Annotated in this window: 25 protein-coding genes; 13 read left to right on the top strand and 12 right to left on the bottom strand. The window is 68.6% G+C overall.

Annotated features, from left to right (window positions below):
- The first annotated feature begins 54 nt into the window (after nt 1-54).
- The 4 genes from xylA to POR01S_RS06160 all read left to right on the top strand — a co-directional run bounded on the left by xylA (nt 55) and on the right by POR01S_RS06160 (nt 5,244).
- Complete coding sequence (gene xylA / locus POR01S_RS06175) at nt 55-1,371, top strand: xylose isomerase (protein WP_027597452.1); 1,317 nt, start codon at nt 55-57, stop codon at nt 1,369-1,371.
- Between the two features lie 115 nt (nt 1,372-1,486).
- The gene (gene xylF / locus POR01S_RS06170; protein ID WP_007159832.1) at nt 1,487-2,488 is read left to right on the top strand and encodes a D-xylose ABC transporter substrate-binding protein; all 1,002 of its coding nucleotides are present in this window, start codon (nt 1,487-1,489) and stop codon (nt 2,486-2,488) included.
- A 63-nt stretch (nt 2,489-2,551) separates the two neighbouring features.
- Nucleotides 2,552-4,108 (top strand): D-xylose ABC transporter ATP-binding protein, encoded by a 1,557-nt coding sequence (gene xylG, locus POR01S_RS06165; RefSeq protein WP_027597454.1) that lies wholly within the window; start codon nt 2,552-2,554, stop codon nt 4,106-4,108.
- A complete protein-coding gene (locus tag POR01S_RS06160; protein WP_007159830.1) occupies nt 4,108-5,244 on the top strand; it encodes a sugar ABC transporter permease in 1,137 nt (378 codons plus the stop codon). Before xylG ends, POR01S_RS06160 begins: the two co-directional genes overlap by 1 nt.
- Before the next feature lie 148 nt (nt 5,245-5,392).
- Here the strand turns inward: POR01S_RS06160 and POR01S_RS06155 are convergent, their stop codons facing one another.
- Nucleotides 5,393-5,677 carry a hypothetical protein gene (locus tag POR01S_RS06155; RefSeq protein WP_017639596.1) on the bottom strand — a complete coding sequence of 95 codons (285 nt, stop codon included), beginning with the start codon at nt 5,675-5,677 and terminating at the stop codon, nt 5,393-5,395.
- A gap of 289 nt (nt 5,678-5,966) precedes the next feature.
- On the opposite strand from POR01S_RS06155, the gene POR01S_RS06150 reads away from it, so the two are divergent.
- Both POR01S_RS06150 and POR01S_RS06145 read left to right on the top strand, forming a co-directional pair.
- Entirely contained in the window at nt 5,967-7,286 is a 1,320-nt protein-coding gene (locus POR01S_RS06150) for a Na+/H+ antiporter family protein (RefSeq protein WP_042134570.1), read from the top strand.
- A 70-nt stretch (nt 7,287-7,356) separates the two neighbouring features.
- A complete protein-coding gene (locus tag POR01S_RS06145) occupies nt 7,357-8,298 on the top strand; it encodes a GNAT family N-acetyltransferase (RefSeq protein WP_042134568.1) in 942 nt (313 codons plus the stop codon).
- Here the strand turns inward: POR01S_RS06145 and POR01S_RS06140 are convergent.
- From POR01S_RS06140 to POR01S_RS06120, 5 genes are all read right to left on the bottom strand, one after another.
- Nucleotides 8,295-8,525, bottom strand: a complete 231-nt coding sequence (locus tag POR01S_RS06140) for a DUF2934 domain-containing protein (protein ID WP_027597458.1) — start codon at nt 8,523-8,525, stop codon at nt 8,295-8,297. The two genes, POR01S_RS06145 and POR01S_RS06140, sit on opposite strands and share 4 nt — an antisense overlap.
- 175 nt (nt 8,526-8,700) lie before the next feature.
- Nucleotides 8,701-9,528, bottom strand: a complete 828-nt coding sequence (locus POR01S_RS06135; protein WP_042134566.1) for an AraC family transcriptional regulator — start codon at nt 9,526-9,528, stop codon at nt 8,701-8,703.
- A 36-nt stretch (nt 9,529-9,564) separates the two neighbouring features.
- Nucleotides 9,565-9,876 (bottom strand): AzlD domain-containing protein, encoded by a 312-nt coding sequence (locus POR01S_RS06130; protein ID WP_027597460.1) that lies wholly within the window; start codon nt 9,874-9,876, stop codon nt 9,565-9,567.
- Nucleotides 9,873-10,565, bottom strand: a complete 693-nt coding sequence (locus POR01S_RS06125) for an AzlC family ABC transporter permease (RefSeq protein ID WP_007159822.1) — start codon at nt 10,563-10,565, stop codon at nt 9,873-9,875. The genes POR01S_RS06130 and POR01S_RS06125 overlap by 4 nt, the downstream gene beginning before the upstream one ends.
- An 83-nt stretch (nt 10,566-10,648) precedes the next feature.
- Nucleotides 10,649-11,407: a ParA family protein gene (locus POR01S_RS06120; protein WP_027597461.1), complete on the bottom strand. Its 759-nt coding sequence runs from the start codon at nt 11,405-11,407 to the stop codon at nt 10,649-10,651.
- A 229-nt stretch (nt 11,408-11,636) separates the two neighbouring features.
- On the opposite strand from POR01S_RS06120, the gene POR01S_RS06115 reads away from it, so the two are divergent.
- Nucleotides 11,637-12,431: an OBAP family protein gene (locus tag POR01S_RS06115; protein ID WP_042134563.1), complete on the top strand. Its 795-nt coding sequence runs from the start codon at nt 11,637-11,639 to the stop codon at nt 12,429-12,431.
- Nucleotides 12,432-12,440: 9 nt separating this feature from the next.
- Here the strand turns inward: POR01S_RS06115 and POR01S_RS06110 are convergent, their stop codons facing one another.
- On the bottom strand, nt 12,441-13,505 hold the full coding sequence (locus POR01S_RS06110) for a serine endopeptidase (RefSeq protein WP_042134561.1): 1,065 nt from the start codon (nt 13,503-13,505) through the stop codon (nt 12,441-12,443).
- A gap of 54 nt (nt 13,506-13,559) precedes the next feature.
- A complete protein-coding gene (locus tag POR01S_RS06105; RefSeq protein WP_042134559.1) occupies nt 13,560-14,405 on the bottom strand; it encodes an EamA family transporter in 846 nt (281 codons plus the stop codon).
- Nucleotides 14,406-14,532: 127 nt separating this feature from the next.
- On the opposite strand from POR01S_RS06105, the gene POR01S_RS06100 reads away from it, so the two are divergent.
- On the top strand, nt 14,533-15,222 hold the full coding sequence (locus POR01S_RS06100; protein WP_042134557.1) for a YoaK family protein: 690 nt from the start codon (nt 14,533-14,535) through the stop codon (nt 15,220-15,222).
- On the top strand, nt 15,219-16,850 hold the full coding sequence (locus POR01S_RS06095) for an ATP-binding response regulator (RefSeq protein WP_042134556.1): 1,632 nt from the start codon (nt 15,219-15,221) through the stop codon (nt 16,848-16,850). Before POR01S_RS06100 ends, POR01S_RS06095 begins: the two co-directional genes overlap by 4 nt.
- Here POR01S_RS06095 and POR01S_RS06090 read toward each other — a convergent pair.
- Nucleotides 16,843-17,484, bottom strand: a complete 642-nt coding sequence (locus tag POR01S_RS06090) for a LuxR C-terminal-related transcriptional regulator (protein ID WP_042134554.1) — start codon at nt 17,482-17,484, stop codon at nt 16,843-16,845. The genes POR01S_RS06095 and POR01S_RS06090 overlap by 8 nt on opposite strands.
- 119 nt (nt 17,485-17,603) lie before the next feature.
- Nucleotides 17,604-19,007 carry a NorM family multidrug efflux MATE transporter gene (locus POR01S_RS06085; protein WP_027597465.1) on the bottom strand — a complete coding sequence of 468 codons (1,404 nt, stop codon included), beginning with the start codon at nt 19,005-19,007 and terminating at the stop codon, nt 17,604-17,606.
- Between the two features lie 105 nt (nt 19,008-19,112).
- Here POR01S_RS06085 and POR01S_RS06080 point away from each other — a divergent pair, with 105 nt between their 5' ends.
- The 3 genes from POR01S_RS06080 (at nt 19,113) to POR01S_RS06070 (ending at nt 22,494) form a co-directional block, all read left to right on the top strand.
- Nucleotides 19,113-20,042, top strand: coding sequence for a LysR substrate-binding domain-containing protein (locus POR01S_RS06080; protein ID WP_042134552.1), 930 nt, complete (start codon nt 19,113-19,115; stop codon nt 20,040-20,042).
- Nucleotides 20,043-20,203: 161 nt separating this feature from the next.
- Nucleotides 20,204-22,174, top strand: a complete 1,971-nt coding sequence (locus POR01S_RS06075) for a methyl-accepting chemotaxis protein (protein ID WP_037006627.1) — start codon at nt 20,204-20,206, stop codon at nt 22,172-22,174.
- A gap of 128 nt (nt 22,175-22,302) precedes the next feature.
- Nucleotides 22,303-22,494, top strand: coding sequence for a hypothetical protein (locus POR01S_RS06070; protein WP_027597468.1), 192 nt, complete (start codon nt 22,303-22,305; stop codon nt 22,492-22,494).
- Here the strand turns inward: POR01S_RS06070 and POR01S_RS06065 are convergent.
- Entirely contained in the window at nt 22,491-23,981 is a 1,491-nt protein-coding gene (locus POR01S_RS06065; RefSeq protein WP_042134549.1) for a YifB family Mg chelatase-like AAA ATPase, read from the bottom strand. The genes POR01S_RS06070 and POR01S_RS06065 overlap by 4 nt on opposite strands.
- 63 nt (nt 23,982-24,044) lie before the next feature.
- The gene (locus POR01S_RS06060) at nt 24,045-24,344 is read right to left on the bottom strand and encodes an accessory factor UbiK family protein (RefSeq protein ID WP_027597470.1); all 300 of its coding nucleotides are present in this window, start codon (nt 24,342-24,344) and stop codon (nt 24,045-24,047) included.
- A gap of 393 nt (nt 24,345-24,737) precedes the next feature.
- On the opposite strand from POR01S_RS06060, the gene glnK reads away from it, so the two are divergent.
- Nucleotides 24,738-25,076: a P-II family nitrogen regulator gene (gene glnK, locus POR01S_RS06055; RefSeq protein WP_003096476.1), complete on the top strand. Its 339-nt coding sequence runs from the start codon at nt 24,738-24,740 to the stop codon at nt 25,074-25,076.
- The last annotated feature ends 28 nt before the right edge of the window (nt 25,077-25,104 follow it).

Genomic DNA, 25,104 nt, shown 5'->3' with positions numbered 1-25,104 from the left:
GACGCAAACCGGTACGCCGTATCGGGTGCGACAGATAAGAACAAGGACAACGCCATGGCTTATTTCCCCAATGTCGAAAAGGTCCGCTACGCCGGCCCCGACAGCGATTCCCCGCTTGCCTTCCGCCACTACGAAGCCGACCGCCTGGTCATGGGCAAGCCCATGCGCGAGCACCTGCGCATGGCCGTCTGCTACTGGCATACCTTCGTCTGGCCGGGTAGCGATGTCTTTGGTCAGGGCACCTTCCAGCGGCCCTGGCAGGCAGCCGGTTCGCCCCTGGAGCAGGCCCGCGCCAAGGCCGCCGCCGCCTTCGAATTCTTCAGCAAGCTGGGCGTGGACTACTACTGCTTCCACGACACCGACGTCGCCCCGGAAGGCGCCAGCTTCGCCGAGTACCGCGAGAACTTCGCCCGTCTGGTGGACGAGCTGGAGCGCCACCAGAGCGACACCGGCCTCAAGCTCCTGTGGGGCACCGCCAACTGCTTCAGCCACCCGCGCTATGCCGCCGGCGCCGCCAGCAATCCCGATCCGGAAGTCTTCGCCTGCGCCGCCACCCAGGTCTGCACGGCGATGAACGCCACTCACCGCCTGGGCGGCGAGAACTATGTGCTGTGGGGCGGCCGCGAAGGCTACGAGACCCTGCTCAACACCGACCTTGCGCGCGAGCGCGAGCAACTCGGCCGCTTCATGCAGATGGTGGTGGAGCACAAGCACCGCATCGGCTTCCAGGGCGATCTGCTGATCGAGCCCAAGCCCCAGGAACCGACCAAGCACCAGTACGACTATGACGTGGCCACCGTCTTCGGCTTCCTGCAGCAATTCGGGCTGGAGAAGGAGATCAAGGTCAACATCGAGGCCAACCACGCGACCCTGGCCGGGCACAGCTTCCAGCACGAGATCGCCAGCGCCGTGGCCCTCGGCGTATTCGGCAGCATCGACGCCAACCGCGGCGATCCGCAAAACGGCTGGGACACCGACCAGTTCCCCAACAGCGTCGAGGAAATGACCCTGGCGATCTACGAGATCCTCAAGGGCGGCGGCTTCACCCGCGGCGGCTTCAACTTCGACGCCAAGGTGCGCCGCCAGAGCCTGGACGACGTCGACCTGTTCCACGGCCACGTGGCGGCCATGGACACCCTGGCGCTGTCGCTGGAACGCGCCGCGGCGCTGTTGCAGGACGACCCCCTGGGCAAGTTCAAGGCCGAGCGCTATGCCGGCTGGGATCAGTCCCTCGGTCAGCGCATCCTCGGGGGCCAGCTGAGTCTGGAGCAATTGGCCGAGCACACCTTCAGCCAGGGCCTGGCGCCCCAGCCGGTGAGTGGTCGCCAGGAGCTGCTCGAAGGCGTGGTCAACCGTTACCTGTATCGCTAGCGACCGCGAGCGGGTCGGCAGAAAAGCCTGGCTGACCCGCTTGTGCAAGCGCGCTGAATCGTTACACTCAAATCCGTTCTCTCGCTCCACAACAACAATAACCAAGGACGCCACCATGACTTTCAAGACGACCCTGCTCGCCGGTCTGCTCGCCCTGTGCACCACCGGTTTCGCCCAGGCCGACGCCCAGCATCCCAAGATCGGTTTCTCCATCGACGACCTGCGCCTGGAGCGCTGGGCCCGTGACCGCGACTACTTCGTCGCCGCCGCCGAGCAACTCGGCGCCAAGGTCTATGTGCAATCCGCCGACGCCAACGAGCAGCGCCAGCTGTCGCAGATCGAGAACCTGATCTCCCGCGGCGTGGACGCCATCGTCATCGTGCCCTTCAACGCCACGGTGCTGAACAACGTGGTGGCCGAGGCCAAGAAGGCCGGGGTCAAGGTGATCTCCTATGACCGCCTGATCCTCAACGCCGACATCGACGCCTACATCTCCTTCGATAACGAGAAGGTCGGCGAGATGCAGGCCGGCGGCGTGCTCAAGGCCCAGCCCAAGGGCAACTTCTTCCTGCTCGGCGGCGCACCCACCGACAACAACGCCAAGATCCTCCGCCAGGGCCAGATGAAGGTCCTGCAGCCGGCCATCGACAAGGGCGACGTCAAGATCGTCGGCCAGCAGTGGGTGAAGGAGTGGAACCCGACGGAGGCCCTGGCCATCGTCGAGAACGCCCTGACCGCCAACGACAACAAGATCGACGGCATCGTCGCCTCCAACGACGCCACCGCCGGCGGCGCCATCCAGGCCCTGGCCGCGCAGAAGCTGGCCGGCAAGGTCGCCGTGTCCGGTCAGGACGCCGACCTCGCCGCCATCAAGCGGGTGATCGCCGGCACCCAGACCATGACCGTCTACAAGCCGCTCAAGCTGATCGCCTCCGAGGCGGCCAAGCTGTCGGTGCAACTGGTGCGCAACGAGAAGCCGGGCTTCAACTCCAGCTACGACAACGGCACCAAGAAGGTCGACACCCTGCTGCTCACCCCCACCGAGCTGACCAAGGCCAACGTCGACCTGCTGGTCAAGGACGGCTTCTACACCCAGGCCCAGATCGACGGCAAATAACCACTGGCCACCGGCTGGCCGTCTGACGCCTGGCGTCGGGCGGCCCCTGGGCAAGGAGCGGCCATGGCCGACTATCTGCTGGAAATGCACGGCATCGCCAAGAGCTTTGGCGGGGTGCGGGCGCTGGATGGCATCGATCTCAAGGTGCGTCCGGGCGAATGCGTAGGGCTGTGCGGCGAGAACGGCGCCGGCAAGTCCACCCTGATGAAGGTCCTCTCGGCGGTCTATCCCCACGGCACCTGGGAAGGCGAGATCCGCTGGGACGGGCGACCCCTGGAAGCCCAGTCCATCGCCGAATCCGAGGCGGCCGGCATCGTCATCATCCACCAGGAACTGACCCTGGTGCCCGATCTTTCCGTGGCCGAGAACATCTTCATGGGCCACGAACCGCGCCGCTTCGGCGGGCGGCTGGACTATCCGACCATGCTGCAGCGCTCGGCCGAGCTGATGCGCCGGCTCAAGGTGCCGGACATGAACGTGGCCCTGCCGGTGTCCCAGTACGGCGGCGGCCTGCAGCAACTGGTGGAAATCGCCAAGGCGCTGAACAAGAACGCCCGGCTGCTGATCCTCGACGAACCGACCTCGGCGCTCACCACCTCCGAGATCGCCGTGCTGCTGGACATCATCCGCGACCTCAAGGCGCAGGGCGTCGCCTGCGTCTACATCTCGCACAAGCTCGACGAGGTGGCGGCCATCTGCGACACCATCACGGTGATCCGCGACGGCAAGCACATCGCCACCACGCCCATGGCCGAGATGGACATCGACCGCATCATCACCCAGATGGTCGGCCGCGCCATGACCAACCTCTACCCGCAGATCCCCCATGAGATCGGCGAGGTGATCTTCGAGGCGCGTCACTTCACCTGCCTGGACGTCGACAATCCCCAGCGCAAGCGCGTCGACGACGTCTCCTTCGCCGTGCGCGCCGGCGAGATCCTCGGCATCGCCGGGCTGGTGGGCGCCGGACGCACCGAGCTGGTCTCGGCCATCTTCGGCGCCTACGACGGCCGCTACGAAGGCGAGGTCTGGCTCAATGGCCAGCGCATCGACACCCGCACCCCGCTGAAATCCATTCGCGCCGGCCTCTGCCTGGTACCGGAGGATCGCAAGCGCCAGGGCATCATTCCCGACCTGGGCGTGGGCTCGAACATCACCCTCACGGTGCTGGACCGATTCGCCCACCTGAGTCGCATCGACAGCGAGGCGGAACTGTCCTGCATCGACACCGAGATCGCCCGGCTGCAACTCAAGACCAGCAGTCCCTTCCTGCCCATCACCGGCCTCTCCGGCGGCAACCAGCAGAAGGCGGTGCTCTCCAAGATGCTGCTGGCGCGGCCCAAGGTGTTGATCCTCGACGAGCCCACCCGCGGCGTCGACGTTGGCGCCAAGTTCGAGATCTACCGACTGATCGGCCTGCTCGCCGCGGAGGGCGTGGCCATCGTCATGGTTTCCTCGGAGCTGGCCGAGGTCCTCGGCGTCTCCGACCGGGTGCTGGTGCTCGGCGAAGGCCGGCTGCGCGGCGATTTCCCCAATGAGAATCTGACCCAGGAGCGGGTACTGGCCGCGGCCCTGGGCACCACCGAACGGGCGGTCGCCCAAGCCCGGGAGCACTTCTGATGCACGCCGTGAAACAGCTGTTCACCCGTTACAAGATGCTCGCCCTGCTGATCGCCGTGGCCCTGATCTGGCTGTTCTTCAGCTGGCAGACCGAAGGCGGCTTCGTCACCCCGCGCAACCTCTCCAACCTGCTGCGGCAGATGTCCATCACCGGCATCCTCGCCTGCGGCATGGTGCTGGTGATCATCGCCGGCGAGATCGACCTCTCGGTGGGTTCGCAACTCGGCCTGCTCGGCGGGGTGGCGGCGATACTCGACGTCACCTACCACGTGCCCCTGCCGATCACCCTGCTGGCAGTGGCTGCCGGTGGCCTGCTGATCGGCCTGATCAACGGCTACCTGAGTGCCTATCGCGGGATACCGTCCTTTATCGTCGGTCTTGGCGGCATGCTGGCCTTTCGCGGCGTGCTGCTCGGTCTTACCGGCGGCGTCACCGTCGCCCCGGTGTCGCCGGAACTGGTCTACCTCGGCCAGGGCTATCTGCCGCCGGCTGTGGGCAGCGCCCTGGGCGTGCTGCTGTTCGCCGTGGCCGTGGTGCTCACCTGGCGCCAGCGCAGCAAGCGCAAGACCCTCGGCCTGACCCTCGCGCCGCTGTGGCGCGACGTGCTGCGGGTGGTGGTGATCGGCGTGGTGCTGGCGGCCTTCATCCAGACCCTCAACCGCTATGACGGCATCCCGGTGCCGGTGCTGATCCTGCTGGTGCTGCTCGGGGTGTTCAGCTACATCACCAGCCAGACGGTATTCGGCCGGCGCATCTATGCGGTGGGCAGCAACCTGGAAGCCACGCGGCTGTCGGGCATCAACGTCCAGGCGATCAAGCTCGGCATCTTCGGCCTCATGGGCGTGATGTGCGCCCTGGCCGGTCTGGTCAACACCGCCCGCCTGGCCGCCGGCTCGCCGTCGGCTGGCACCATGGGCGAACTGGACGCCATCGCCGCCTGCTTCATCGGCGGTACCTCGATGCGCGGCGGCTCGGGCACCGTCTACGGCGCCCTGCTCGGCGCCCTGGTGATCGCCAGCCTGGACAACGGCATGTCCATGCTCGACGTGGACAGCTACTGGCAGATGATCGTCAAGGGCGGCATCCTGGTCCTGGCCGTCTGGGTCGACGTCAGCACCCGCACCAGCCGGCGCTGAGCGGGATGACCAGTGGTGGATGAGGCTGCGCCGTCATCCACCCTAAGGCAAAGCCCCCATCTCACTCCAAACGACCCCCTCTCCCTCAGGGAGAGGGCCGGGGTGAGGGAAGACTCAACCAACCCTCACTTCCCCCAACTCACCCCGCTCAACTCTCGAACCGCTGCACCCGCGGACCGCGCTGGCGCAGGTCGGCGAGGCTTTCCGGGCTCAGGGTGCCGATCGCCCGATCGAGGTCACGCTGCAGGTCCTTGATCACGGTGGCCAGGGTGGCGGTGCATTCCAGGCTGCACAGGGGAATGGCCTTGGTGACCGTGACCGCCCGGGCGGTGTCGGTGACGGTGAACAGCAGGGTGCGATCGGCGCGACGGGGGACCGCCAGGCAGGAGTGCGGACTGAAGGCGGTGATCAGCATGTCGATGGCGTCTTGCATGGGCAGTTCGTCCTTGGCGTGACCGTGAAAGCGTCCGCGTCAGACGCCTTCCGTCCATGAAAGGTTCATTCCAGAGCGCCTGCATTAAGGTGGGGTCATGCCAAGGCGTACGGCACGTCGGCTCGCCCGGCTGCAAGCGACTCGCGCCAGGCGCCGCCAGGGCTTTTCCACCCGCCCGCGGCAGCGGCCATTGTGGATAAGCCGCACGCCCCGCCATCCATCCCCGGCCTTTGACGCCCGCGCCGGGCTGCGGCAGAGTGCGCGCCCCTTTGGTGGTGCGGAGTCGGCGATGAATGCGGTGGTGGTGGCGGTAGGACTGATGCTGGTCCTGAGTCTGGCGCGGGTGCACGTGGTGGTGGCGATGATCGCCGGCGCCGTGGCCGGTGGTCTGGTCGGCGGCCTCGGGCTGGAAGGCACCCTGCTGGCCTTCAACGCCGGCCTGGGCAATGGCGCCAAGGTGGCGCTCTCCTATGCGCTGCTGGGCGCCTTCGCCGTGGCCATCAGCCAGTCGGGGCTGGCGCACATGCTGGCCGATCGCGCCCTGGCGCTTATGGAACGCCAGGCGGCCCAAGGCGGACGCTCGCTGCGCTGGGCGCTGCTCGGCCTGCTGCTGGCGGTGTCCATCGCCTCGCAGAACATCCTGCCCATCCACATCGCCTTCATCCCGCTGCTGGTGCCGCCGCTGCTCTATGTGCTGACGCGCCTGGAGCTGGATCGCCGGCGGCTGTCCTGCGTCATGACCTTTGGCCTGATCGCCCCCTACATGTTCCTGCCGGTGGGCTTCGGCAGTCTCTATCTGCACGACATCCTCCTGGCCAGCGTGTCCCGTGCCGGGGTGGACGTCAGCGGCGTGGACCCCAGTCGCGCCATGCTGCTGCCGGCCCTGGGCATGGTGGTCGGCCTGCTGCTCGCGGTCTTCGTCAGCTATCGCCGGCCGCGACAGTACAATCTCAACCTGGTGGCGCGCACCGAGCGGGCCGACCGTCCCTACAATGGCCGCACCCTGCTGGTGGCGCTGATCGCGGTGATCGCCGCCTTTGGCGTGCAGCTCTGGCTGGACTCCATGATCCTCGGTGCCCTGGTCGGCTTCGTGGTCTTTACCGCCACCGGCGTGGTGCGCTGGCGCGAGGCGGACGACCTGTTCAGCGAGGGGGCGAAGATGATGGCGGTGATCGGCTTCATCATGCTCACCGCCGGCGGCTTCGCCGAGGTACTGACCGCCACCGGCCAGATCAAGGACCTGGCCGCCACCGCCGCCGGCCTGATCGGCGACAACCGCGCCCTGGGCGCGCTGCTGCTCCTGCTGCTGGGCATGCTGGTGACCCTGGGCATTGGCTCGTCCTTTTCCAGCGTGCCCATCCTCGCCGCCATCCTCGGCCCGCTGTGTCTGCACCTGGGCTTTTCGCCGCTGGCCATCGTCTGCCTGATCGGCACCGCCGGCGCCCTCGGCGACTCGGGTTCGCCGGCTTCGGATTCCACCCTGGGCCCCACCTCCGGCCTCAACGTGGACGGCCAGCACAGCCATATCTGGGACACCGTGGTGCCGTCCTTCCTGCACTTCAGCCTGCCGATGCTGCTGTTCGGCTGGGCCGCGGTGCTGCTGCTGTAACCGGCGATTGCCGCCCGGGCGCAAAGCTCCAGCCGGGCGGGTCCAAGGCCTACAGCCAAGGAGTCGCCCCATGTCCACCCCCGCCTTCAGTGTCGAACCCCTGACCGCCGCCGACCTGCCGGCCACCACCGAGGTGGTGCGCCTGGCCTTCGCCACCTGGATGGGCGCCGCCGAACCGGGCGAATTCTGGAACGACCGCGACTATGTGCGCAGTCGCTTCGCCGCACCCCACACCGCCTGGTTCAAGGCCCTCGACGGCGCGCGGCTGGTCGGCGCCATCTGCGTCACCCGCTGGGGGCGCCACGGCATCCTCGGCCCGCTGGCGGTGCATCCGGACTACTGGGACGCCAAGGTGGCCAAGGCGCTGATGGGCGCCGCGGTCGCGCAGCTCGATGCTTGGCAGCTGGTGCATGCCGGACTCTTCACCTTTCCCGACAGTCCGCGTCACCTGGGGCTCTACCAGGGCTTCGGCTTCTGGCCGCAGACCCTGACCGCGGTGATGGCGCGGCCGGTGCAGGCGCAGGCCGCGCCGCCGGCGCTGCGCTTTTCCCTGGCGGCCGAACCCGACCGGCTGCTGGCGGCCTGCGCCGACGTGGGTCGGGCCAATGCGCCGGGGCTGGATGTCTCCGCCGAGATGGCCGCGGTGCGCGCGCAGGGGCTCGGCGAGAGTCTGCTGCTGCAGGATGCGCAGGGCCGGGCGGAGGGCTTCGCCGTCTGCCACTTCGGGCCCCACAGTGAGGCGGGTACCGGGGTCTGCTATGTGAAGTGCGCGGCGGTGCTGCCCGGCGCGGGCGCGGAGGCGCGCTTCGCCCGGCTGATCGCCGCCTGCGACGGCCTGGCCCGGGACCACGGTCAGCAGCGACTGCTGGCCGGCGTCAATACCGCTCGCCGGGGCGCCTACCAATGGCTGCTGGCTCAAGGCTTTCACAGCGAGATCCTGGGCATCACCCTGCACCGGGGCGAAGCCCATTACGATCACCCCGAGGTCTGGCTGCTGGACGACTGGCGCTAGGCCTTGGTGCTGTCTTCAGGGGTCTTCTTGCGCGAGCGGCTGCGCGGCTTGGGTGCCGGCGGGGCGACGCTGCTCTGGATGCCGCCGACCTGGGTCAGGTTGTCGTCGGGCTGGTCTTCCAGTTCGCGATTGGCCTGGAACCAGTGCTCGAAATCCTGGCCATGGGGACGCCCTTCGCGTTCCCAGATTTCATAGGCGCGCTGGCGGATGCGTTCTTCGAGGGTCATACCGGTAACTCCAAAGGGGCAGGGGAGAGCGGCCGGCAGCGCCGGCGCTCTTCCTGACTAGGCCCGAGGCGACCGGAAAAAGTTTCTCCGAGGCTTGCGGTGAGTCAGGCGCCGTTGCCGCTTGCCGGGCTCTGGCGGGCCGCTTTTGCGGCCAGGACCGTTCGTCGGGCCCTGGCTAGCCCTGCCAGGCGCGGCGATAGGCGCCTGGCGCCACGCCGTAGGCCTGCTTGAACTGGCGAGTGAGATGGCTCTGGTCGGCAAAGCCCAGCTGCAGGGCTACCTCCAGGGGCGCCCAGCCGGCGCGCAGCAGGCCCTGGGCGCGGGTCAGGCGCTGCTGCTTGAGCCAGGCGTGGGGCGGCAGGCCCGTCGCGCGGCGGAACACCCGCAGGAAATGAAAGGGCGACAGCCCTACCGCCTGGGCCAGTTCTTCGAGGCTGGGCGGTTGCTGCAACTGCTGGCCGAGCAATTCACGGGCGCGCTGCACCGCCAGGGGTTCGCGGCCCGGTTCCGCCAGGGCGCCCAGGCGGGCATGGCGGCCGAACAGCAGGAGCAGCGCCTCGCGCCAGGCGGTCTGCTGCTCCAGGGCCTCGGCGCCGCCATCGGCCAGCCGATGCAGCTGGCTGAAGGTCGCGCTCACCTGAGGGTCGTGCAGCACGCTGGTGGCGAAGGCCGGGGTGGCGTCCAGCGGGCGTCCCAGCTCGGCGAACACGGGGCCCAGCTGCACCAGCGTCGGATAGAAGCCGCGGTACTGCCAGCCTTCCTCGACCGCCGTGGCCCCGGTGTGCAACTCGTCCGGATTGATCAGCACCATGCTGCCGGCCGCGGCCAGGTGCTCGGCGCCGCGGTGGCGAAAGCGCTGGGCGCCGCGCTCGATCACGGTGAACACATAGCCTTCGTGCACATGGGGCGCAAAGCGTTGGCGGCGATAGCGGGCATGCAGCAGCTCGACGCCGCCCAGGCCGCGGGCCGGCCAGAGGCGGGCGTTTTCTTGTTGTCCGTTCATGGCTCTCTCGTGGCCCCGATGGGTTCCACCTTCGGGCTAGAGGAGCCAGCGTAGCAGGTAGAACACGCCCATGCTGAGGATCACCGTGGTCAGCACCCGTCGCGTCCAGAGCATCAGCCCCACCGCGGTCAGGGCCGCCAGCGGGTAGGGATCGACCAGGGTAGCGGCAAGCGACGTTTCGCCGGAGAACAGGATGGGGCCGCAGATGGCGGTGAGCATCCCGGGCACGGCGAATTCCAGGAAGGTGCGCAGGTTGCGGCCCAGGCGCAGCGGCAGGCGCGGTTCGAGAAAGAGATAGCGATTGCAGAAGACCAGGGCGGCCATGCCGAGCACGGTGGCGAGGATCATGGCAGGCGCTCCCGCAGGCGGCGGACCAGAAAGCCCACGCTCATCCCCGCCAGGCCGCCCAGCACCAGGGCGCCCTGCCAGTGCAGGTGATGCAGCCACACCGACACCAGCAGCGCGGTGAGCACGCAGGCCACGGTGGCCAGGTCGCGCACCAGGGGCACCACCAGGGCGATGAAGGTGGCGGCGATGGAGAAGTCCAGGCCCAGGGCACCCAGGTTGGGCAGCACCCGCCCCAGCAGCAGCCCGGCCAGGGTGAAGAGATTCCACAGCAGATAGAAACTCAGGCCCATGCCCAGGGCGCGCCAGCGGTCGAAGCTGGCTGGTTGCTCGGCATGGTTCAGGGCGAAGAATTCGTCGGTGAGCAGGAAGCCGAAGCCCAGCCGCCAGGGCAGTGGCTGGGGCGCCAGGACGCGTCTCAGGTGCAGGCCATAGAGCAGGTGCTGGGAGGTCAGCAGCAGGGTGGTCAGCAGGATGGCGGCGAGGCCCGCGCCGGCCTTGAGCATGCCCAGGGCCACCAGTTGCGCCGCCCCGGCGAACACCAGCAGGGAAAAGGCCTGGCCTTCCAGCACGCTGAGTCCGGTCTCGATGGCCAGGGCGCCGACCAGGATGCCCCAGGGCGCGCAGGCCAGCGACAGCGGCATGATCTGCCAGGCGCCCTGGAGGAAGGCGCGGCGGCGGGAAGCGGTCATCGGCAGGGCTCCGGAGGGCAGGGGATGCCCAGGGTGCCGCGCCGCGTCGCCGCCGTCTTGAACGTTCTTGCGCTGGGGCGCCTTCAGCCTTCCAGCAGGGCGAACAGTTCCAGGTACTGCCGGGTCAGCTTGTGGCCCGGGTCCAGGTGGATCAGCGGGCGATGCTGCTGGTGGGATTCGCGCATCTTCACCGAAGACATCAGCGGCGCCGCCAGCACCGGCAGGTCGCGCGCCTGGAGTTCCTCGATCAGCTGCCGCGGGGTGCTGGCCTGGGCGTGGTACTGGTTGATGACGATGCCCTCGACGGCGAGCTTTTCGTTGTAGTCCTCGCGGATCTCCTCCAGCTCCTCGATCAGGTCGTAGAGCGCCTGCTGGGCGAAGACATCGCAGTCGAAGGGGATCAGGCAACGATCGGCGGCGATCAGCGCCGAGATGCTGTAGAAATTCAGCGCCGGCGGGGTGTCCAGGTAGATGCGGTCATAGTCTTCGCCAAGCTTGTCGAGGTACTTGGCGAGCTTCTGGATCTTGTACTTGGATTCGAGCTTGAACTGCAGCTCGGTCAGCTCGCCCGAGGCGGCGATCAGATCTAGATTCGGCCAGGCGGTGGCGTGGATGTTGGCCTGGGCCTTCTTGCCGCCGCTCAGGGTCTGCTTGAAGAAATCGGCGATGCCGTGGGGCAGGTCGTCGCCCACCTCGCCGGTGAGGTACTGGCTGGAGTTGGCCTGGGGATCGAGGTCCACCAGCAGGGTGCGATAGCCCTCGTGGGCGCTGATGGCCGCCAGGTTGCAGGCGATGCTGGACTTGCCGACACCGCCCTTCTTGTTGAAGACCACGCGGCGCAGGGCATGACCGGAGGGAGAGCTGTGTGCGTTCATTGAGTCGTCCCGACAGTGAGAGGAGCCTGGGTGCAAAGGTGTGGCTGTGGCGTTTCGCTTATACCGAAAGGCCAGGCGCGGACGATGACGAATTTATGGCCGTTGCATGACATTCGTATGACGAGCCTAGCGCAGCGGTGGAACCTAGGCGTCCGCCCGGGCTTCGAACTCGGCAAGCTCCCGTCGAGAATGCGCCATGACCCTCCGCCGATTCCCCGCCTTGCTGCTGCTCGCCTGCGCTCCGCTGGCCCAGGCCGCCAACGACACCCAATCGCCGGTCCCGGTGCCGGGTGCCCCCGCCCAGACCGATACCCGGGTGCTCGAAGCCGGCGCCGACGTCCTGCAGCGCAAGCCGCCCATCGCCGCCCTCAACACCTACCTGGACGGCTTCCACTTCTACAACGGCCATCCCCACAGCCAGATGGAGGCCCATCACTATTGCAGCGTCCTGGGCGAAGAGATGTTCCAGTGCGTGATCTACGACGGCAATGTCGCCGATGCCAAGCTGATGGGCGTCGAGTACATCATTAGCGAACGGCTGTTCAAGACTCTACCCGAGGCCGAGAAGGCGCTCTGGCACAGCCATGTGCACGAGGTGAAGTCGGGCCAGCTGGTCGCGCCCGGCGTACCCCAGGTGGCCGAACACCGGCTGATGGACAAGCTGGTGCACACCTACGGCAAGACCTGGCATACCTGGCATACCGATCAGGACCTGGAGCTGCCCCTGGGCGTGCCCCAGCTGATGATGGGCTTCACCGCCGACGGCCAGCTCGATCCCAAGCTGCTCGCCGAGCGTGATCGCCGTCTGGGCATCTCTTCCGCCGAGACCAGGACCGCCCGTGCCGACCTGCCGACCCCCGCGGTCGCCCCCGGCGCCAATGCCTGGCAGCAGGGCCAGGTCATCCAGCTGCAGGACCCCACCGGCCAGTTGCACAAGCACGACGGCGAGCACACCGAAAAGGGCGTCAATACCAGTTCGAACAAGCCCTGAGGCCTGCCATCAGGGCGCGCCCGTCGGACTTCGCTCGGACCCACGCGCCGCCGTGCCACAGGCGTGGCAGAAATGCGCGAAGGCGCTCTTGCGCGTCTGGCAGGCGCCGCAGTGGTCGTGCAGGCCGATGCCGCAATGGGGGCAGAAGTCGATCCCCGGGTCCTTGAGGTCCACCGGCCGCTCGCAGCCCGGGCAGACGCCCTTGGCCAGCCGCGCCAGGGCGGTGTCGTAGTGCAGTTCTTCGCGTCGGACGGTGTCCGGCTGGGCTTCCTTGAGCGCCAGGCGGGCGCGATAGTCCTGCAGGGCGCGGATGGCGTAGCGCCCGCCCAGGACCGTCAGCAGGATGCCCACCAGATAGCGCACATAGCCGCCATAGCTGGGCAGATAGGGCACCAGTTCGACAAAGAAGGCGAACAGCGCGAAGAAGATGAAGCCCCAGACGAAAGGCCACCAGGTGCTCTTGCGCTGGCGGACGAATAGCCAGGCGGCGACCGCCAGCAGGGGGAGCGTCAGCGCCAGGCGATAGAGGAAGACCCGCAGTTCGGCCTGCTGGCGGGCGTCGAGCCAGGCCTGCTGGGCCGCGTCGCTCAGCTCGGCCAGGCTGCGCGCGGCGGCGGCCGCGTGCTGCTCGGCATCCAGTAGCGCCTGCTCCTGGCGTTCGACCTCCTGCTCGGCGGCGCGCTCGCCGGCCTTGAGCGCGTCCAGGGCACGGCTGCGGGCGATCAGCTCGGCGTCCTGCTCGGGGCGCTGGGTGGTCTGGCGGGTCGCCAGCCAGTTGTCGAAGGTCTCGCGATTGGCCGTGTAGCTACGCGCGGCGGCGGCCTGCTGCAGCTGGGCCTGGTCGAGGGCGTCCTGGGCCGCGCGCCGGGCCTGGTTCGCCTGGCGCTGGTCCGCCCGCGCCGCGGCGGTGGCCGCCGGATCCATGAAGTCTTCCAGACCCTGCTGGCGCTCCACCTGGGGCAGATCGCCGACCAGGGTGCCGCCCAGGCCGATGAGAAAGCCGGCGAACACCAGCGCCAGCAGCCAGAGGCCGCGATTGAACCACTTTTCCGAGAGTCGCAGCGATTTGCCCATGGGTCCCTCCAGGTCGAAAGAAGGCACAGCTTAGCCGCTCCCCGGGCGCCCCGCTCAGGCCAGCTTGATCGCCACCACCCCGGCGACGATGGCCAGGCCGGCGCAGACGCGCCCCAGCGGCAGACTCTCGTGCAGCCAGAAGACCCCGATCAGCAGGGCGAACAGCACGCTGGTCTCGCGCAGCGCCGAGACCAGGCCGATGGGCGCCTGGGTGGTGGCGATGATCACCAGGCTGTAGGCCAGCATCGACATGACCCCGCCAGCCAGCCCGGCGCGCCAGTGCGGACCGAGGCCGGCGAAGGCCGAGCCGCCACGACTCAGGCGCAGCACCAGCGCGGCCACCACGCCGTTCACCGCGAACAGCCAGAGGGCATAGGCCACCGCATCACCGCTGGCGCGCGCGCCCAGGGCATCGGCCAGGGTGTAGGCGGCGATGAAGCTGCCGGTGGTGAAGGCGCAGGCCAGCAACGCCAGGCTGGGCGGCGTGCCGCGCCGGGCCCCGAGCAGCGCCATCAGGGCGAGACCGGTCACCAGCAGGCCGAGGCCGAGCAGGGCGGGCGGCGACAGCACTTCGCCGAGGGCGAGAAAGGCCACCCCGCTGACCAGCAGCGGGGCGCTGCCGCGGGAGAGCGGATAGACCTGGCCCAGGTCGCCATAGCGATAGGCGCGGGCGAGAAAGGCGTTGTAGCCGATGTGCAGCAGGGCGGAGAGGGCGATCCAGGGCCAGGCCGCGGCCGCGGGCAGGGCCACGAAGGGCAGGGCCAGCAGGGCGGCGACGCCGGCGCCGATCTGGATCAGGCTGGCGGTGAGAAAGCGATCGAGGCCGATCTTGAGCAGGGCGTTCCAGCCGGCGTGCAGCAGGGCGGCGAGCAGTACCAGGGCGAACAGGGGCGTGGTCACGAGGCCTCCGGCCAGGCGGGTCCATCAGTCTAGCCCAGGGCGCCTTCCGGAGCGTCGCCCATGGCGTCGGGGCGCGTCACGTCGCACACTGATGGCCGTCTTTTTTCGCTCAGCCAGGATGGCTGCCATGCACACCTCTTCCCCCCTTCCACCCGCCGCTCTGCCGGTCGCGCCGCGCCACGGCGCGGTCGGCCTGGCGCTGGTCGCCGGCCTGTCGCTGCTGGCCGGCATGACCGATGCCATCGGCTTTCTCGCCACCGGCGATTTCGTCTCCTTCATGAGCGGTAATACCACCCGTCTAGCAGCAGAGGTGGCGGCAGGCCGCTGGGCTGCGGCGGGGCACCTGGCGCTGGCCATCGGCACCTTCGTGCTGGGCAATGCCGGCGGCGTACTGCTGCAACGGCTGACCCGCCAGCGCGCCTGCCTGCTGCTCGGCCTGCTGGCCCTGCTGTTGGCGCTGGCGGCCAGTCTGCCCCTGGGCCCGCTAGCGCTGCTGACCGGAGTGTTCGCCATGGGCATGGTCAATGCGGTGGTGGAGCAGGTCTATGGCCTGCCCATCGGCCTCACCTACGTCACCGGCGCCCTGTCGCGCTTCGGGCGCGGTCTGGGTCACTGGCTGCTGGGCGAGCGGCGACGCGGCTGGCGCATCCAGCTGGTGCCCTGGCTGGGCATGCTGCTCGGCGGAGTGCTCGGCGCTGCGCTGGAAGCGGGACTGGGCCTGGCGGCATGGTACGCCAGCGCGGCCCTGGCCGCGACCCTGGCGGTGATCTTTCGCCTGATCCCGCGGGCCTGGCAACTGGGCTATCTGGCGTCATGAGCGCCGCGACCCAGACCCTGGGGGTCAGCGCCCGCGATCCCGAACTGGGCCAGGCCAAGGTCCGGCTGGCCTTCATCCTGCCGGCCTCTACCTACATCATCGGCGCCTGGGCCTGGGGGCTGTTCGACACCGCCATCCTGCTGGCCAACCTGCTCTGCTACGCCCTGTTCGCCGTGGCGGCCATCGGCCTGTTCGTCGAGGTCCGGCGGCGGCCGGGGGTCAAGCCCTGGCGACGGCTGCTGGCCATGAGCCTGGACTTCAGCGCCATCACCTTTTCCTCCATCACCAGCGGCGAGGCCCTGCTGCCGCTGTTCGGCGTGCTGCTCTGGGTCACGGTGGGCAATGGCCTGCGCTATGGACGTGGCTACCTGCTGCTGGCCACCGGACTGTCGCTGACCGCTCTCGCCGCCATCATTGCCGGGATGCCCTTCCTGCAGCGCTATCCGACGGTGGCCCTGATGATGCTGGTGACCGCGCTGCTGGTGCCCGGCTACGTGCATTTCCTGCTGACCCGCATCCAGGATTCGCTGCGCGAGACCCAGGCGGCCAACCTGGCCAAGGCGCGCTTCCTGGCGCAGGCCAGCCATGACCTGCGCCAGCCGATCCATTCCATCGGCCTGTTCACCGCCTGCCTGCGCGACGGCCAGCTGAGCGCCGATCAGGGCCGGCTGGTCGACAACATCGACCGCTCCCTGCTCGGCGTCGAGCAGCTGTTCCGCTCGCTGCTGGACATCTACACCCTCGATCAGCAGCAGGTCAGTCCGCGGCGCACGGTGGTGGACCTGGATACCCTGTTCGGCGACCTGGTGCGGCAGAATGCCGAGGCGGCGCGCTGGGCCGGGGTGGAGATCCGCTGGCGCGCCTGTGGGCTGCAGGTCTACAGCGACCCGGCGCTGCTGCTCACCTCGCTGCAGAATCTGCTGTCCAACGCCCTCAAGTACGCCCCGGGCAAACCTCTGCTGCTGGCGGTGCGCCGGCGCCAGGGCCAGCTCGCCCTGGTTGTCTACGACCAGGGACCGGGCATCGCCGCCGAGCACCTGCCGCACCTGTGCGAGGAGTTCTACCGGGTACGGGAGACGCGCGATCGCGACATCGAAGGCGTCGGCCTGGGGCTGTCCATCGTGCAGCGCATCGCCACCCTGCTCGATCTGCAGCTGACCATCCGTTCGCGCCCCGGCCGCGGTACCGCGGTCAGGCTCCAGGGCCTGCCGCTGGCCACCTTGCCGCTGGAAGCGCGGCCACGGCCGGTGAACGGCCCCCAGCACCTGCTCGCCGGCTGGCGGGTGCTGCTCATCGAGGACGATGCCAACGTGCTGCTGGCCACCGCGACCCTGCTGCGCAGCTGGGGTTGCGAGGTCACCACCGCCACCAGCATCCCCGCCGGCGCCGTGAATTGCGACCTGGTGATCACCGATTTCGATCTGGATCGCAGCGCCTCGGGCGCCGACTGCATCGCCTATCTCAATCGGCTGCAGGGCCGGCGCATCCCGGCCATCGTGGTGACCGGGCACGACATTCCGCAGGTCCAGCAGGCGCTGGGCGACGCCGAGATCCCGGTGCTGGCCAAGCCGGTGCGACCGGCGGAATTGCGCGCCCTGCTGCTGGCCTTTCGCGTCGCGGCTAGCTGAGCGAGCGCTGGGCGCCGAGCCCGGCCTTGGCGCCAAAGGCGGCCGCCGCCGCGCGGGTGCCGACGCCCAGGGTGCGCAGCAGCGCGGAAACATGGATGCGCACGGTAAAGGGCGAGATGGCCAGGATCCGGGCGATCTCCTTGTTGCTCAGGCCCTGGGTGATCAGGCCGAGCACCTCCAGCTGCCGCGGCGTCAGCGCCTGCAGCCGGTGGTCGGGCGCCAGACTGGCCGGAGCCAGATTCGGCATGGCATAGCGCACCACCGGTTGCCCGGCGAGGCAGTCGGCGATCGCCTCGGCCATGGCCGCTGGCGGCAGCGCCTTGCCGATGAAGCCATCCACACCCGCCGCCAGGATATGCTCGATCACCGTGGCGTCTTCCAGCATCGAGACCACGATCAGGGTGCTGCGCCTGAATTCCTGGCGCAGGGCGCGCAGCGAAAAGCTCAGGTCCTGGCCAGGATAGAGCAGGTCCAGCAGCAGCCCACTGGGCGGCTCGCCCTGGCGTGCCAGTTCCAGGACCTGTTGCAGACTATCGGCCTGCTCCACCTGCGCCTGCGGCTGCAGCTGGCGCAGGATGCGCACCAGGCCTTCACGAAACAGCGGATGGTCGTCGGCGACGATGAAACGTTGCATCTCTGGCTATCCTGGGGGCCCTGGACACCGGGCGTTACGCCGGGGTGGCCCAAAATGGCTAGTCTAGCGCAGGCCCCAAGGGTGGACCACTTGGTAAAACGCTTGGGCTGCCGCAGCGCTCAGCCGTCTTGCGCCAGGCCACGCGGCGCGGCCAGCGGCTCCGACAGGTCCTGCACGGCACCTGCGCCCAACTGCCGCCGCATCAGCCACTCGAAGGCGCCGGTCAGCAGCAGCGCCGCACAGGCCAGGCCGAATGCCAGGCCCCACCAGACGCCATGGGGGCCGATACCCAACCGGACGCCCAGCAGCCAGGCGCCACTGGCGCCGATCAGGCAGTAGCAGAGCAAGCCGCCGTAGAAACCCAGGCGCGCCTGGCGGATGCCGCGCAGAGCCCCTTGGGCGATGCTCTGGGTGCCATCGAAGATGACGAACACCGCCGCGATCAGCACCAGCTGCCGCGCCAGCTCACTGACCGGGCTGTGGCCATCCGGCAGAAACAACCCCACCAGCCAGGTGGGAAAGCTCCAGAACAGCAGGGCGATGCCCAGCATCACCAGGGCACCACCACCGATGGCCAGCCGCCCCACCAGCAGGGCCTCGCGCGGCCGCCCGGCGCCCTGGTGCTGGCCGATACGGATGCTGGTGGCGTAGGAGAGGCCGGCTGGCAACATGAACACCAGATACACCAGCTGATTGGCGATCTGATGGGCCGCCAGGGCGGTGGCGCCGAGGGCGCCCATGCACAGCGCCGCGGAGAGGAACAGGCAGGCTTCCACCGCATAGGTACCGCTGATCGCCAGGCCCTGGCCGAGGGTGTCGGCGAGGGCACGACGATCCGGGCGGCGCAGATAGCGGCGCAGGGGATAGGCGGCATAGGCCGGATGGCGGGCGATATACAGCGCCAGGCCCAGGGCCGCGCCATTCATCACCACCGCGGTCACCGCGCCGATGCCTGGCAGCCCGGGTTGCGGCAGGCCGCCCCAGCCGTGCAGCAGCGCCAGGTTGAACAGGGCGTTGAGCAGCGCCGCCCCCAGCACGATGGTCAACACCGGTCCGGGTCTTTCCAGGGCGCTGGTGAAACCCCGCAGCGTCATGAACAGCAGATGGCCGGGCAGGGCGAAGGCCAGGCAGCGCAGGAATACCCCGGCCGCCTGGCGACTCTCTTCCGGCTGGCCGGCCAGGGCCAGCAATGGCTCGATATGCCACAGCAGGGTGCCGGCCAGCAGTGCCAGCACCGCGGCGATCCAGATCCCGGCCGCCGTCACCGCCGCCACGCCCTCGGTATCGCCCGCGCCCCGGCGCAAGGCCGCCAGGTTGGCCACCGCGGTGATCACCCCCACGCAGATCACCGAGACGAAGGAATAGACCGCCGCCCCCAGGCCGCCACCGGCCAGGGCGGCCGGGCCCAGGCGGCCCATCATCAGGGTGTCGGTGAAGACCATGGCCACATAGGCCAGCTGCGCACCGATCAGGGGCAAGGCGAGGCGCAACAGCGCGAGCAACTCGTGACGCGGCAGAGACATGGGTGGATCTCGCTGAGCAGGGCCGACTTTGACAAGAACTCATTGTTGGATGCGTTCGCGCCTTCCACAATCGGAAAATAGCCATGCCATCCATGAGTCAGAGTCATGCCCGACGTCCCCTCGCGGCTGCCGCCGCTGTATGCCCTGCGCGCCTTCGAGGCCGCCGCTCGCCATGGCTCCTTTACCCGCGCGGCTCAGGAGTTGTCGCTGACCCAGAGTGCGGTCAGTCGCCATGTGCGGACGCTGGAAGAGACCTTTGGCTGCCGCCTGTTCGAGCGCGCCGGCCGTCAGCTGGCGCTGACCGAGCCCGGCAAGCTGCTCCTGCCGGGCCTGAGCGAGGGCTTCGAGGCGCTGGCGCGGGCCTGCGGCAATCTCGCCGTGGCCGAGGGCACCCTGAGACTCAAGGCGCCCACCACCCTGTCGCTGCGCTGGCTGCTGGCGCGGCTGGCCCGCTTTCGCCAGCTCAGTCCGCAACTGGACATCCAGCTCACCAGCGTCTGGATGGCCAGCGACCGGGTCGACTTCGTCCACGAGCCCTTCGATTGCGCGGTGCTGCTCGGTGATGGCCGCTTCCCCGCGGACTGGGAGGTGGTGCCGCTGTTCGAGGAGTGGCTGGTGCCGGTCTGCTCGCCGGCCGCCGCGCGTGAAGGCATCTGGGACCCGGCGCGCCTGCAGCGGGAAGAGCTGCTGCATCCCACCTTCGACCGCCGCGACTGGCGCCGCTGGCTGCAGGCCATGGGCCTGACCCAGGCGGTGCCCCTGACGGGTGGCCAGGTATTCGACACCCTGGAGCTGGGCATGGCCGCTGCCGCGCGGGGCTACGGGGTGTCCATCGGCGATCTGGTGATGCTGGCCGAAGACGTGGCGGCCGGACTCATCGCCTTGCCCTGGCCCGAGGCGGTGGCCAGCGGCGATGCCTATTACCTAGTCTGGCCGCGCAATCGCCGGGGGCAGGCGCGCTTTCGCCAGCTGGCTGACTTCTTGCAGCGCGAAGTGGCGTCCCAGAGCCTTCCGGAGGTCATTCGCCATAAATAAGGCGCCAGACTGCTGTCATTGGCTTTAGTTCATCGTACCTCTGCCGATAAGATAACAGTTAACCCCTAAGAAGACCGCCCTAGAGCGGTCGGTCGCCTGATATAGCCCTTGCCCTCAAATTCGTACTGCCCTACAGGGATGTAGGCGCTTTGGAGCCCCCTATGGTCATTTCCCCGCGTCGTAGTATCGCCCGACAACTTGCCTTGGCCCTCAGTCTGGTACTGATTGTCGTGATCGCCGGCAGCTGTCTGTTCGCCCTCCATGCCCTGAGCGTGTCCATCGAAGGCACCCAGCGCAAGCACCTGGGCAGCGAGGCCCGACTGCTCTCCGATCAGCAGCAGACCTTTCTCAGCACCCTGAAGATCAGCACCCAGCGCCTGGCCAACCTGTTCGAGCGCCGCTTCGATGGCGGCCTGAGCCTGGCCGGCGAGCGACTGCCCCTGGGCAGCGCCACGGCCCCCGCGCTGCTGTTCGCCGGTCAGGCGCTGAACAGCGACTTCAGCCAGGTCGACGACTTCACCCGGCTGACCGGTGGCGTCGCCACCATCTTCGTGCGTGATGGCGACGACTTCACCCGTATCACCACCTCGCTGAAGAAGCAGGACGGCAGCCGCGCCATCGGTACCCAGCTCGATCGCAAGCACCCGGCCTATGCCGGTCTGCTGCAGGGCCAGAACTACGTCGGGCGCGCCCAGTTGTTCGGGCGCTCCTACATGACCCAGTACACCCCGGTCCGCGACGGCGCCGGCAAGGTCATCGCCGTGCTCTTCGTCGGCTTCGACTACACCGACGCCCAGGCCCAGCAAATGGCCCAGCTGACCCAGCTGCGCATCGGCGAGACCGGCTCCCTGGCCCTGCTCGACGAGCAGGGCAACTGGCTGGTGCCGCCGGCCAATGCCAAGCAGGCCAACGAGCTCCTCGCCGCCCTCAAGAACGATCCCAAGCAGCACGAACACACCTGGCAGGACGGCAACGAGGACTTCCTCAGCGTCAGCGCGCCGGTCGCCGGCGAAGGCTGGACCGTGGTCGCCACCCTGCCCAAGGCCGAGCTGGACGCGCCGGTGCACGCCGTGGGCCTGCGCCTGGCCATCGGCAGCCTGATCGCCCTGGTGCTGGCGGTACTCGCCTCGGTCGTCCTGCTGCGCCACAAGCTGAAGCCGCTGGGCCAGCTGGTGGAGCGGGCCCAGGCCCTGGGTCGCGGTCAACTCAGCGTGCGGGTCGAGGCGCGCAGCCACGACGAGATCGGCGAACTCGCCCGGAGCTTCAACCAGATGGCCGATGCCCTGGCCTCCACCGTCGAGCAGGTCCGTGGCTCTTCGCGCGCGGTCACCGAGCGCTCCCAGCAACTGAGCCAGCTGTCCGACCAGACTTTGAGACGCTCCGCCGAGCAGTCCAGCCAGATCGACAGCATGGCCAGCGCCGTGGAGGAATTCAGCGCCACCGCCCAGAACATCGCCGACGGTATGCAGCGCACCGAGCGTCTGGTGCAGGAAAACGCCCAGCAGACCCGCACCGGTACCCAGGCCATGCAGGGCGCCTCGGGCGCCCTGGAGCAGATCGCCGACTCCCTGGCCAGCACCGCGGAACTCATCAAGGGCCTGGACGGCCGCTCCCAGCAGATTGGCGGCATCATCGGCGTCATCAGCGGGATCGCCGAGCAGACCAACCTGCTGGCGCTCAACGCCGCCATCGAAGCCGCGCGGGCCGGTGAGCAGGGCCGCGGCTTCGCCGTGGTCGCCGACGAAGTCCGGCAGCTGGCCGGTCGCACCAGCGAAGCCACCCGCGAGATCTCGCAGATGATCGGCGCGGTGCAGGGCGAGACCCAGCGCGCCATGGGCGCCATCGACGAAGGCAATCGCCTGATGGAGCAGGGCCTGGCGCGCAACGCCGACGTGGCCCAGGCGCTGCGCAGCATCGACCAGCAGGTCGCCGAGGCGGTGGAGCAATTCTCCGGCATCGCCCAGGCCACCGCCGAGCAGAGCACCACCGCCACCGCCCTGAGCCGCAACATCCAGGCGATCGCCGTGGACAACGCCGCTCAGCGCGATGCCGCCGAGGTGCTGGCCGGTACCGCGGGCGAGCTGCGTCATCTGGCGGAAGACCTGAGCGCCGAAGTTGGGCGCTTCAGCTGACCGGACCCTTCCGGCAGCAGCGAAAGGGAGGCTCAGGCCTCCCTTTTTCATTCCTGCGCACCTTGGCCCTTGCCTGGCCGCAATACTCTGACTACTGTATGCAAATACAGTATAAGAGGAGGGGTGTCATGGGCGTATCCAACGAGGCGGTGCAGGCCGTCGAACGCATGCTGACCACGCTGCGGGCGGAGCGGGACGACTATCGCGAGCTGGCCCACCAGTGGCGGGCCATGTGCTTCGAGCTGGCGCAGGAAAACCAGGCGTTGCGCGATCGCCTGCAGGAGCCGCCACGCCACTACGGCCCGCCCGCCGGCGCCTAGTGACTCGCGCGATACTGCAGGGCTTCCGCCAGCTGCGGTCGCCGGATCTCGGCCTGGCCGGCGAGATCGGCCAGGGTACGGGCCACCTTGACCACCCGGTGCAGGGCGCGCAGGGACAGATTCAGGCGTTCCCCCGCACCTTCCAGCCAGCGCTGATCGGCCTCGCCAAGGGCACAGACCTGGTGCAGCTGATCGAGACCGAGCAGGGCGTTGGGGCGACCCTGGCGCGCCAGCTGGAGGGCGCGGGCGTCGGCCACCTGGCGCGCGGCCTCCGCCGTGGTGAGTTCGCTGACCACTGAAGCGCCCAGGCGCAGGTGCTCGCGGGCCACGGTCAGGTGCAGGTCGATACGGTCCAGCAACGGACCGGAGAGCTTGCCGCGATAGCGCTGGATCTGCTCCGGGCTGCAGCGACAGCGGCCGCTGGGATCGCCCAGATAGCCGCAGGGGCAGGGATTCATCGCCGCCACCAGCTGGAAGCGCGCCGGAAAGCGCACCCGCTCCCGCGCCCGGGCGATGACGATCTCGCCACTCTCCAGGGGCTCGCGCAGCACCTCCAGCACCTTGCGATCGAATTCCGGCAACTCGTCGAGAAACAGCACCCCGCGGTGGGCCAGGGTGATCTCGCCGGGACCGGGACGGCTGCCACCGCCCACCAGCGCCGGACCGGACGCCGAATGATGCGGCTGGCGAAAGGGTCGCTGCGGCCAGTGTTCAAGCGGCTCGGGGCCGGCCACCGAATGGATGGCGGCCACCTGCAGCGCCTCTTCTTCGTCCAGGGGCGGCAGCAGTCCCGGCAGGCGACTGGCGAGCAGCGTCTTGCCGGTTCCCGGTGGGCCGGCCAGCAGCAGGTTGTGGGCACCGGCCGCGGCCACCACCAGGGCGCGCTTGGCCGCCTGCTGGCCCTGGACCTCGGCGAGATCGGGATAGGGCAGCGGGGTGCGCAGCAGGCCGCTGGGCTGATAGGGGGCCAGTACGGCCTGGCCACTCAGGTGACCGGCGAATTCCAGCAGATGATCGACCGCCAGCACCCTGAGGCCACTGGCCAGGCAGGCTTCCTCGGCATTGGCGCGGGGCACCACCAGGATCCGCCCGGCGGCCCGGGCCGCCAGCGCTGCGGGCAGCACGCCGCGCACCGCCCGCACCGCGCCCGACAGGGCCAGTTCACCCAGGCACTCGTAGCCGTCGAGGCCCTGCGCTGGCAGCTGCCCGCTGGCGGCGAGAATGCCGATGGCCAGGGCCAGATCGAAACGCCCGCCGTCCTTGGGCAGGTCGGCGGGCGCGAGATTGAGGGTCTGCTGGCGACTGGGGAATTCGAAGCCGGCATTGAGGATGGCGCTGCGCACCCGATCCTTGGCTTCGCGAACGGCGGTTTCCGGCAGCCCGACCAGGGTGAGGGCGGGCAGGCCGTTGGCCAGGTGCGCCTCGACGACCACCGGCGGCGCTTCCACGCCCACCTGGGCGCGGGTATGAACGAGGGCAAGCGACATGATCTCTCCTTGATCGTGATTCGCCAGACTCAGGGCTGCACCATCCTGGCGCGCCCTTGGGGATCAGTCGGCGGGCGCGACGTCCGTGGCCGGGGTAACCGGCGGCTTGACCTCGGCGGTTTGCGGCTTTTCCAGCTCGGTGAGGCGCGCTTCGAGGGCTTCCAGGCGCGCACGGGTGCGGGCCAGCACGGCCATCTGGGCATCGAATTCGTCGCGGCTGACCACATCGAGCTTGCTCAGGGCGCCTTGCAGCAGTGCCTTGAATTGGCTTTCGATCTCGGCCTTGGGCAGCGGCGAGTCCTGACCGAACAGCCGGCTGGCCTGCTGAGTCAGGGAATCGAACAGCGAACGGGTCGTGGACATGGTTATCCCCTGCAATGGATCAAAGCTCGAGTGTAGCACAGCGGGCTTCCGGCCCTCCGGCAGCGGCCTTGCACCGCTTTGGTGCCAGTCCCAGCCCAGAGCTGTTCGCTGTTGGTGCAAAGTCCTGCCCGCAGGGCCAGGTCCTGCCCCTTCAGGAGGCGCGCCAGCCGGGCTGGCGCTCGAAATCCGTACGCCTTCACAAACCTGGCAAGCTTTCTGCTACTGCCGATGCAGAGACGGGCGTCAGAGGGCGCCTGGGGTGGAGGCGCGCTCTGGCCGCTTCTGCCGTGACCGCGGCGATTACCACGCCAACGGTTAAACAGACGGTCACTGCGCTAGACTTGGACCGGGGTTTGTTTTCCTGGGGCCAGTCAACTCAATCGGGAGAAGTTCATGAAACTAGTCACCGCCATCATCAAGCCGTTCAAGCTCGACGACGTGCGTGAGTCGCTGTCCGAGATCGGTGTGCAAGGCATCACCGTTACCGAGGTCAAGGGCTTCGGCCGTCAGAAGGGCCATACCGAGCTCTATCGCGGCGCCGAATACGTCGTCGACTTCCTGCCCAAGGTCAAGATCGACGTCGCCATCGCCGACGATCAGCTCGACCGCGTCATCGAGGCCATCACCAAGGCCGCCAACACCGGCAAGATCGGTGACGGCAAGATCTTCGTGGTGAATCTCGAGCAGGCCATCCGCATCCGCACCGGCGAAACCGACACAGACGCCATCTGACGCCTTAACTGACCGCCCAACCCCACAC

The organism is Pseudomonas oryzihabitans NBRC 102199, from assembly GCF_000730625.1.
GTDB classification, from domain to species: Bacteria; Pseudomonadota; Gammaproteobacteria; order Pseudomonadales; family Pseudomonadaceae; genus Chryseomonas; species Chryseomonas oryzihabitans.
This window is presented reverse-complemented; position numbering and strand designations above follow the sequence as displayed.

Bases quoted from the DNA above. Each gene is read 5' to 3' on its own strand.
- xylF (WP_007159832.1), top strand. From the start codon at position 1,487: ATGACTTTCAAGACGACCCTGCTCGCCGGTCTGCTCGCCCTGTGCACC.
- POR01S_RS06125 (WP_007159822.1), bottom strand. From the start codon at position 10,565: ATGACCGCTTCCCGCCGCCGCGCCTTCCTCCAGGGCGCCTGGCAGATC.
- xylG (WP_027597454.1), top strand. From the start codon at position 2,552: ATGGCCGACTATCTGCTGGAAATGCACGGCATCGCCAAGAGCTTTGGC.
- POR01S_RS06145 (WP_042134568.1), top strand. From the start codon at position 7,357: ATGTCCACCCCCGCCTTCAGTGTCGAACCCCTGACCGCCGCCGACCTG.
- POR01S_RS06110 (WP_042134561.1), bottom strand. From the start codon at position 13,505: ATGGGCAAATCGCTGCGACTCTCGGAAAAGTGGTTCAATCGCGGCCTC.
- POR01S_RS06060 (WP_027597470.1), bottom strand. From the start codon at position 24,344: ATGTCCACGACCCGTTCGCTGTTCGATTCCCTGACTCAGCAGGCCAGC.
- POR01S_RS06140 (WP_027597458.1), bottom strand. From the start codon at position 8,525: ATGACCCTCGAAGAACGCATCCGCCAGCGCGCCTATGAAATCTGGGAA.
- POR01S_RS06075 (WP_037006627.1), top strand. From the start codon at position 20,204: ATGGTCATTTCCCCGCGTCGTAGTATCGCCCGACAACTTGCCTTGGCC.
- POR01S_RS06080 (WP_042134552.1), top strand. From the start codon at position 19,113: ATGCCCGACGTCCCCTCGCGGCTGCCGCCGCTGTATGCCCTGCGCGCC.
- POR01S_RS06095 (WP_042134556.1), top strand. From the start codon at position 15,219: ATGAGCGCCGCGACCCAGACCCTGGGGGTCAGCGCCCGCGATCCCGAA.
- POR01S_RS06085 (WP_027597465.1), bottom strand. From the start codon at position 19,007: ATGTCTCTGCCGCGTCACGAGTTGCTCGCGCTGTTGCGCCTCGCCTTG.
- POR01S_RS06070 (WP_027597468.1), top strand. From the start codon at position 22,303: ATGGGCGTATCCAACGAGGCGGTGCAGGCCGTCGAACGCATGCTGACC.
- POR01S_RS06155 (WP_017639596.1), bottom strand. From the start codon at position 5,677: ATGCAAGACGCCATCGACATGCTGATCACCGCCTTCAGTCCGCACTCC.
- POR01S_RS06065 (WP_042134549.1), bottom strand. From the start codon at position 23,981: ATGTCGCTTGCCCTCGTTCATACCCGCGCCCAGGTGGGCGTGGAAGCG.
- POR01S_RS06115 (WP_042134563.1), top strand. From the start codon at position 11,637: ATGACCCTCCGCCGATTCCCCGCCTTGCTGCTGCTCGCCTGCGCTCCG.
- POR01S_RS06100 (WP_042134557.1), top strand. From the start codon at position 14,533: ATGCACACCTCTTCCCCCCTTCCACCCGCCGCTCTGCCGGTCGCGCCG.
- POR01S_RS06090 (WP_042134554.1), bottom strand. From the start codon at position 17,484: ATGCAACGTTTCATCGTCGCCGACGACCATCCGCTGTTTCGTGAAGGC.
- glnK (WP_003096476.1), top strand. From the start codon at position 24,738: ATGAAACTAGTCACCGCCATCATCAAGCCGTTCAAGCTCGACGACGTG.
- POR01S_RS06130 (WP_027597460.1), bottom strand. From the start codon at position 9,876: ATGATCCTCGCCACCGTGCTCGGCATGGCCGCCCTGGTCTTCTGCAAT.
- xylA (WP_027597452.1), top strand. From the start codon at position 55: ATGGCTTATTTCCCCAATGTCGAAAAGGTCCGCTACGCCGGCCCCGAC.
- POR01S_RS06150 (WP_042134570.1), top strand. From the start codon at position 5,967: ATGAATGCGGTGGTGGTGGCGGTAGGACTGATGCTGGTCCTGAGTCTG.
- POR01S_RS06160 (WP_007159830.1), top strand. From the start codon at position 4,108: ATGCACGCCGTGAAACAGCTGTTCACCCGTTACAAGATGCTCGCCCTG.
- POR01S_RS06135 (WP_042134566.1), bottom strand. From the start codon at position 9,528: ATGAACGGACAACAAGAAAACGCCCGCCTCTGGCCGGCCCGCGGCCTG.